Genomic DNA, 6,153 nt, shown 5'->3' on the forward strand with positions numbered 1-6,153 from the left:
GTCATCCACGGATGTCGCGCATGACAGGGATTACAGGAGAACGATAACAATGCACCACATTATGCGAAAAGGGGTTATCACTGCCGGGTTGTTGAGTTCAGCGCTGGCGATGCCAGCGTGGGCAGCGAAGGACGCGGTGATTGCTGTGGCGTCAACCTTTACCACTATGGATCCGTACGACGCCAATGACACATTGTCGCAGTCGGTGGCCAAGGCGTTCTATCAGGGACTGTTCGGCTTCGACAAAGACATGAAGCTGCAAAACGTGCTGGCGGAAAGCTATCAGGCGAGCAGCGATGGCTTAACTTACACTATCAAACTGCGCTCGGGCGTGAAGTTCCAGGATGGCACCGATTTCAACGCGGAAGCGGTCAAGGCCAACATCGACCGTGCCAGCAACCCGGATAATCATCTCAAGCGTTACAACCTGTTCAAGTATGTGGCCAGCACCGAAGCGGTGGATCCGACCACGGTGAAGATTACGCTGAAGCAGCCGTTCTCGGCCTTCATCAACAATCTGGCGCACCCGGCGGCAGTGATGATTTCGCCCACCGCCCTGAAGAAATACGGTAAGGACATTGGCTTCCATCCGGTGGGTACCGGTCCGTATGAGTTCGTTACCTGGAATCAGACCGACTTCGTCAAAGTGAAGAAGTGGGATGGCTACTGGAAAAAAGGCTATCCGAAGCTGGACAGCATCACTTTCCGCCCGGTAGTAGACAACAACACCCGTGCGGCGATGTTGCAGACCGGCGAAGCGACCTTTGCATTCCCGGTACCGTTTGAGCAGGCTAAATTGCTGCAGGGCAACAGCAAACTCGACGTCGTCACCACGCCATCGATTATGCAGCGTTACATCAGCCTCAACGTGACGCAGAAGCCGTTTGATAATCCAAAAGTGCGTGAAGCGCTGGAATACGCCATTAACCGTGAGGCGCTGGTTAAAGTGGCGTTTGCTGGTTATGCCACGCCAGCCACCGGCATCGTGCCACCGGCGATTGATTTTGCGCAGAAATATCCAGCGATTAAATATGACCCGGCCAAAGCACGTGAGCTGTTGAAAGAAGCAGGCTTCCCGAACGGTTTCGAAACCACCTTGTGGTCATCTCACAACCACAGCACCGCGCAAAAAGTGTTGCAGTTCACTCAGCAGCAGCTGGCGCAGGTCGGCGTGAAGGTGAAAGTCACCGCGATGGATGCCGGTCAGCGTGCCGCAGAAGTCGAGAGCAAAGGGCAGAAAGAGAGCGGTGTGCGCATGTTCTACACTGGCTGGTCGGCTTCGACCGGTGAAGCAGATTGGGCACTGACGCCGCTGTTTGCCACCACCTCCTGGCCGCCAGCCATCTTTAACACGGCGTTCTACAGCAATCCGCAAGTGGATAAAGATCTGAGCGATGCACTGAAAACCACCGATCGTGAGCAGAAAGCCAAACTGTACAAAGACGCTCAGGATCGTATCTGGAACGACCATCCGTGGATTCCGCTGGTGGTTGAGCAGTTGCTCTCCGCGAACAATAAAAACCTCACCGGTTTTTATGTCATGCCCGACACCTCATTCAATTTTGATGAGGCGGATCTGAAGTAACAGGCGCGGCCAGCCTTGCGAGGCTGGCCGCTGCTGCGCAGGATTTTGCATGCACAACTATTTTCTCAAACGACTACTGGGGTTGATCCCCACGCTGCTGATTGTCGCGGTGCTGGTGTTCCTGTTTGTCCACCTGCTGCCGGGCGATCCGGCGCGCCTGATTGCGGGTCCGGAAGCGGATGCCTCGGTGGTGGCGCTGGTGCGTCAGGAACTCGGTCTCGATCAGCCGCTGATCCAGCAGTTCTGGCACTTTATTTTCAATGCGTTGCAGGGGGATTTTGGCCAGTCGATGGTGTCGAAACGTCCGGTCTCGGAAGAGATAGCCGCGCGCTTCTTCCCGACGCTGTGGCTGACGCTCACCAGCATGGTGTGGGCGGTGATTTTCGGTATGACCATCGGCATTACCTCCGCCGTCTGGCGCAACCGCTGGCCCGATCGCATCGGCATGACGCTGGCCGTATCTGGCATCTCTTTTCCCGCTTTCGCCTTAGGCATGCTGCTGATGCAGGTGTTCTCTGTTGAGCTGGGTTGGCTGCCAACGGTCGGTGCCGACAGCTGGAAACACTATATTCTGCCGTCGATAACCTTGGGCGCAGCGGTCGCGGCGGTGATGGCACGCTTTACCCGCGCATCGTTTGTCGAGGTGATGCAGGAAGATTACATGCGCACCGCGCGCGCCAAAGGGGTACGTGAGTCGCTGGTGGTGGTGAAACACGGTCTGCGCAATGCGATGATCCCGGTGGTGACCATGATGGGCCTGCAGTTTGGTTTCCTGCTCGGCGGCTCAATTGTGGTGGAAGTGGTGTTCAACTGGCCCGGTTTAGGCCGCTTGCTGGTGGATTCGGTGGAGATGCGCGATTATCCGGTGATTCAGGCCGAAGTGCTGCTGTTCTCGCTGGAGTTCATTTTGATCAATTTGATTGTCGATATGTTGTATGCGGCGATCAACCCGGCCATCCGTTACAGGTAAGGAGTCGCACTTGAAAAACTGGCGACGCGCAGCGGCATTGAAAACCATGCCGATGATGACGGAAACCCGGGTACGTACGCCGTGGCGTGAATTCTGGCGCCGCTTTCGCCATCAACATGTGGCGATGGTGGCGGGCTTATTTGTGCTGCTGTTAATTGTGGTGGCGTTTATCGCTCCGTTTATTGCCCCGTTTGATGCGGAAAACTATTTTGATTACGACCGGCTAAATGATGGGCCGTCGATGATGCACTGGTTTGGCGTGGATTCGCTAGGGCGTGACATATTTAGTCGCGTGCTGGTCGGCACACGCATCTCACTGATTGCGGGTTTCTTCTCGGTAGCGATCGGTGCGCTGATTGGTACGCTGCTGGGGTTGCTGGCCGGTTATTACGAAGGCTGGTGGGATCGCATTACCATGCGTATCTGTGACGTGCTGTTTGCTTTCCCCGGCATTCTGCTGGCGATTGCGGTGGTGGCGATCATGGGCAGCGGCATGAGCAATGTGATTGTGGCGGTGGCGATTTTCAGTATTCCAGCCTTTGCTCGCCTGGTGCGTGGCAATACGCTGGTGTTGAAACACCAAACCTTTATTGAATCAGCCCGCAGCATCGGCGCATCAGATTGGACGATTATCATGCGTCACATTCTGCCCGGTACCGTGTCGTCGATTGTGGTCTATTTCACCATGCGTATCGGTACGTCGATCATCACGGCGGCGAGTTTGTCTTTCCTCGGACTGGGCGCGCAGCCGCCCACGCCGGAGTGGGGCGCGATGCTTAATGAAGCGCGTGCCGATATGGTGATTGCGCCGCATGTGGCGATCTTCCCCAGTCTGGCGATATTCCTGACGGTGCTGGCGTTCAATCTGTTGGGTGATGGACTGCGAGATGCGTTAGATCCGAAGTTAAAGACCTGAAATATCAAATCGGTGCGCGTTAGTGCGCACCCTGAAAAATCCCGTTGTGCAGGTCAGGCCGCCACTTATGGCGACCTGATTTTTTCTGTTACCTCAGAACGTTTGCCAGTTGTCGTTGCTGTGTGCACCGGCAGCGGGTAAGGCGCGTGGTGTGGTTGCGACAGGGGCTTTCACCGTGTTTGTCACCGGTGCCATCACTGCACGCGTCCCGGTTTTAAAGCGCGCCACCGCCGAAGACAGGCTGCTGGCCTGCTGCTCCAGCGAAGCCGAGGCGTTAGCGGATTCCTGCACCAGTATGGCGTTCTGCTGCGTTACGCGATCCATCTCGTTCACTGCCACACCAATCTGATCGATGCCGCGACTCTGCTCGTCAGAGGCCGACGCAATTTCGCCCATGATATCGGTCACGCGCGTTACCGCGCTGACGATCTCCTGCATGGTATCGCCGGCGCTGCTCACCTGTTGTGAACCTAAATTAACGCGCTGCACGGAGCCCTCAATCAGTAGCTTAATCTCTTTCGCTGCCTGTGCACTGCACTGCGCTGCGCCAGGCTACGGACTTCACCCGCGACCACAGCAAAGCCACGACCTTGTTCACCGGCGCGAGCGGCCTCAACGGCAGCATTCAGCGCCAGAATATTGGTCTGGAAAGCAATGCCATCGATCACGCTGGTGATGTCGGCGATTTTCTTCGAACTGTCGGCGATGTCGCGCATGGTTTTCACCACGCCGTCCACCACATTCCCACCTTTGTCAGCGGTTTCCGATGCGGTTTTCGCCAGCTGGGTCGCCTGACGTGCGTTATCGGCATTCTGTTTAACGGTGGCGGTCAGCTCTTCCATGCTGGCAGCGGTCTCTTCCAGCGAGGCGGCCTGTTGTTCCGTGCGGGAGGAGAGATCGTTGTTACCGTTGGCGATCGCGCTGGCACTGCCGAAAATGGCATCGGCACTGTCGCGCACATTGTTGATCGTGCCCAGCAGTGCTTGCTGCATATGATTGAGGCTCGCGGCAATGGCGGCCATTTCACTGTGTCCTTCAATCTTCAAACTGGCGGAGAGGTCGCCATCGGCAAAGCGCTCCATCTGCTGCTGAACTTGCTTCATCGGCGCCAACAGGATGCGGCGAACCAGCAGCCAAACCACCAGCAGCAACAGCACCACAATCACTGCCATCACAGCAACCATCACCAGCATATGCTGATAAGTGCTATCGTTATCTGCAGCGCGTGTATTGATTAACTGAACGTTGTCACCGCGCCACTGCTTGTAGGCCGCTTCCAAATCATCCTGCGCTTGCTGTGCATCCAGCTCGCCATAAGCGGCGTAGTTGTTGGCTTTCAGAAAGGTCGCGGATTGATTCAGCAGTTGGTAATAGTTCGCGAATTTGCTTTCGATAAGCTCGGCGGCTGCCGCACTTTGCCCCGCAATCCGTGGGACACTCTTGTAGCGGTCAAAGTGCTGTTTCGCTTCATCAAGCGAGGCGCCCGCGGAAACCAGCAGCTTGCTGATGGCAGCGCGTGAAGCATCATCGGTCTGATTCTTCAGAATGCGAATCGCCACGCGGTTGATGATAACGCGCGTTTTCACCAGCGTTTGCCAGCTATCGGAGAACTCACGTTGTTGATGTGATAGCTGGTTACTGGCGGTGAAATTATGCTGGCCAGCGATCAGGGAAGATAAAAACAGCGAGCCGGAGATGGCCTGCATAGCGGTGAATACCAACAGCATCAATATGATGGCAGTCACAATTTTCATTTTCGTCAACATGATTTTCTCAGAGCAAAGTAGGCTAGTAGTGAAGTTATCGGTGTAAAAGCGCATTGCTTAAGAGCCGCAAAAAAATAATTGCAGTAAGTGATAATGTCGTGCAGGAGAAATGCAGTGAAACCCTTTGATTACGAACAAGACTTTAAGAATATCGATTTCCGACAGCGGCCAGACCTTTATCAGGTTGGGCGCGGTGAGCAGGGGGTATTAATGGTGGAGCCTTACAAGAGCGAAATTCTGCCGTTCTGGCGCTTCCGTACCGTGGAACTGGCTCAGGAATCTTCCGTTCAGATTATGCAATTGTTTGAGGACTATCGTGCACAGGACGACTTTGTCGGCATGGATATGGCGCGAAAATTTATTCAGATGGGCTATACCCGCGCGCGTCGCTACAGTAATCACAAAGGCGGACGCAAATATGATGCAGACGGTAACGAGCTACCTCGTACCACAGAAAAAGAAAAGGCCGCTGCGGCGGCCATCTTCAAATCATGCTGGGATCGGCTGAGATCGGACACCGATTATCTGGCGCGCAAACGTGCGCACCAGCAGCAGCACGGTTAAACGCGCGTACCCCATAAATCGTACTCATCGGCGTGTTCAACTTTAACACGCACCACATCACCGACTTTCACCTGACGATCGCCATTCAGATACACCGCACCGTCGATCTCAGGTGCATCGGCCATGCTGCGACCCACCGCGCCTTCTTCATCCACTTCATCGATGATCACCAACACTTCACGGCCGATTTTCTCCTGCAAACGTTCGCTGGAGATTTTCTGCTGCAATTGCATGAAGCGATCGAAACGCTCCTGCTTCACCTCTTCCGGCACCTGGTCCGGCAGTTGGTTGGCCGTCGCGCCTTCAACCGGGCTGTACTTGAAGCAGCCGACGCGATCCAGACGCGCCTCTT

At 55.3% G+C, this 6,153-nt stretch carries 4 protein-coding genes and 2 pseudogenes; 4 read left to right on the plus strand and 2 right to left on the minus strand.

Going from position 1 to position 6,153, the window contains the following annotated elements; all coding sequences use genetic code 11:
* Window positions 1-49: 49 nt before the first annotated feature.
* The 3 genes from gsiB to gsiD are packed head-to-tail and all read left to right on the plus strand — an operon-like array spanning window position 50 to window position 3,471.
* The gene (gene gsiB, locus RT340_RS09465) at window positions 50-1,585 is read left to right on the plus strand and encodes a glutathione ABC transporter substrate-binding protein GsiB (protein ID WP_034820792.1); all 1,536 of its coding nucleotides are present in this window, start codon (window positions 50-52) and stop codon (window positions 1,583-1,585) included.
* Between the two features lie 49 nt (window positions 1,586-1,634).
* Window positions 1,635-2,555 carry a glutathione ABC transporter permease GsiC gene (gsiC, locus tag RT340_RS09470; RefSeq protein WP_313375556.1) on the plus strand — a complete coding sequence of 307 codons (921 nt, stop codon included), beginning with the start codon at window positions 1,635-1,637 and terminating at the stop codon, window positions 2,553-2,555.
* A gap of 10 nt (window positions 2,556-2,565) precedes the next feature.
* Window positions 2,566-3,471: a glutathione ABC transporter permease GsiD gene (gene gsiD, locus RT340_RS09475; RefSeq protein WP_038647910.1), complete on the plus strand. Its 906-nt coding sequence runs from the start codon at window positions 2,566-2,568 to the stop codon at window positions 3,469-3,471.
* A 93-nt stretch (window positions 3,472-3,564) separates the two neighbouring features.
* Here gsiD and RT340_RS09480 read toward each other — a convergent pair.
* Window positions 3,565-5,237 (minus strand): annotated as a pseudogene (locus tag RT340_RS09480) (methyl-accepting chemotaxis protein).
* Between the two features lie 114 nt (window positions 5,238-5,351).
* Here RT340_RS09480 and RT340_RS09485 point away from each other — a divergent pair.
* Window positions 5,352-5,801, plus strand: a complete 450-nt coding sequence (locus RT340_RS09485) for a DUF4385 domain-containing protein (protein ID WP_211728154.1) — start codon at window positions 5,352-5,354, stop codon at window positions 5,799-5,801.
* On the opposite strand, the pseudogene rimO reads toward RT340_RS09485, so the two are convergent.
* Window positions 5,798-6,153: pseudogene (gene rimO, locus RT340_RS09490) on the minus strand (30S ribosomal protein S12 methylthiotransferase RimO); the annotation flags it as partial. The gene RT340_RS09485 and the pseudogene rimO overlap by 4 nt on opposite strands.

This window comes from Pantoea sp. CTOTU50773 (assembly GCF_032082325.1).
In the GTDB taxonomy this organism is placed as follows: Bacteria; Pseudomonadota; Gammaproteobacteria; order Enterobacterales; family Enterobacteriaceae; genus Pantoea; species Pantoea communis.

Coding starts and splice junctions, on each gene's coding strand:
- gsiC (WP_313375556.1), top strand. CDS start 1,635: ATGCACAACTATTTTCTCAAACGACTACTGGGGTTGATCCCCACGCTG.
- gsiB (WP_034820792.1), top strand. CDS start 50: ATGCACCACATTATGCGAAAAGGGGTTATCACTGCCGGGTTGTTGAGT.